The 1,879-nt window shown below is 37.8% G+C and carries 2 protein-coding genes; both read right to left on the bottom strand.

Annotated features, from left to right (window positions below; translation table 11 throughout):
• Window positions 1-394: 394 nt before the first annotated feature.
• A complete protein-coding gene (locus ACYVBM_RS19805) occupies window positions 395-754 on the bottom strand; it encodes a hypothetical protein (protein WP_460687434.1) in 360 nt (119 codons plus the stop codon).
• Between the two features lie 30 nt (window positions 755-784).
• A partial coding sequence (locus ACYVBM_RS19810) for a hypothetical protein (protein WP_460687435.1) occupies window positions 785-1,879 on the bottom strand: 1,095 nt, incomplete at its 5' end.

The raw sequence follows: 1,879 nt of genomic DNA on the forward strand, positions 1-1,879 counted from the left end.
GGCGCCAGCATTTGACCGGTGGCAGCATCATCAGAACCATACTTATACGAGTCGGGGACGCTTGTATAGCCGGACGATAAAAATAAACATCATCTTAGGAATGACTGGAACTATGCTTACAAAAAAGAAATTTAAAGACTGCTTTAATAAAAATGTTGCTGCACTGTAAATAAAATTTTCGAACCTTTAAATTACAGCTAAAAACAAGAAGCCGTCTCAAAAGTAATTGGGGCGGTTTTTCATTTTTGATAACTATTACTAATGTTTTTGTACCGATGCCAATATCTCTTTTGCTCTCGGTTGCCATTCTACTTTTAAAGATTCGGTGCAATTAAATGTACCTAACAACATTCTGCCGTCTAATTCCGTTAAAAACATAAGATTGTAAAACCTACTAGATAAATAAAACCAACACAAAACATAGAAAAATCGCAAAAGTTGTAAAAAAAACAATAAACTTATTTTGAGATTTTTCGTTCTTGATAAATTCTTTAATATTATCGTGAATAAGCCTTTTTAATTTCTTTTGCAAGAGATAGTGAATAAGAAATGTTGCCGCTAATATCAAAAAGTAAACATAGCCATATTTTTTAATTTCTGTAAAAAAAAGTCTAGCATCAGGAAATAATTTCAGTACCAAAACCAAAATAGTATAAGCAATGAACGTCAAATTTATCATAATAAGATTTAATGCTCTTGTTATAGCAAATTTCTCATCCGCATCTTTTTTATAAAAGAAATAGTAATAATTCAAAAAGTAAAATTTAAAAATGCTATACATATACTACCATAATTGTACCGAACTTCCAACTGCTCTATCTAACCGCTGCCCAAGCCCCTCTCCTGTGAAAATAGTAAATCCGAAATCAACAATAAAATAAGTTCCTGAAATTAAACTTCCGACTCCGGTAAAAGAAATGCCTGCCATAGTTGCATTAAGCATATCGGATGGGTTAATCTCCCCTGTTGATATAATATTATATCCAGTAACAGCAAGACTAGCATAAGCAACTTTATTACTAAAATTTCTTAAACCCGCAGTCTTATTTAGTGAGTTTAGTCTAGATTGCTTAATAAAATGATTATTTCTTTTAGGATCCCAAGCATAGCGAACTTTACCATTCTTCTGTATATGCCATAATTCATTTGTTTTCCACATCTCACCCTTCACTGCCAAGCCTACTCCAGCACCACCCAAGGCACTATTCAAATAAAATAAAGGATCCTCATAATAAGGGGTACCCCCATTTTGCTGCCCCAAAAATAACGCTTCTGCCTTTGAATAAGAATAAAAAGTGGTTACAAAGCCTCCTAAGTTTGCATGAGCATAAGTAAGACCCGTAGTTTGAAATCCGTTACCCAACTTAACGGAAGATGCATTCATGGTATTGATATCATAGGCATAACCGCTCCATTGTGCAGACATATACCCGTTCCACATACCAGCTGTAACACGACCGCTGCCACGGGTGCGGGCGCTATAGTTAGCCAATGCCTGCCCGGCAGAACCGGGCGCTGTGCCGCCCCACCAGCCATGATCTGATATATAACCTACACCATAGCCAAACGCCTCATCCATCGATTTAAAAATATAGGGCGAGCCCATTCCCGAACTGATATAACCTCCATTCCCGCCGCCTGTGCCTACTGTATTTTCAATCAGGCTCATTGCCTGGTTCCATTCTGCATGAGACAGATCGCCGCTGGGATCCGTATATTTTAACGGATTCCCGTTCGCATAAAGGTAGCGGTTATAGCCTGAAGGCCTTAAAGCGTATTGCACATAATTATCCGGCGCCAGCATTTGACCGGTGGCAGCATCATCAGAACCATACTTATACGAGTCGGGGACGCTTGTATAGCCGGACGATAAAAATAA

The organism is Niabella aquatica (genome assembly GCF_054779315.1).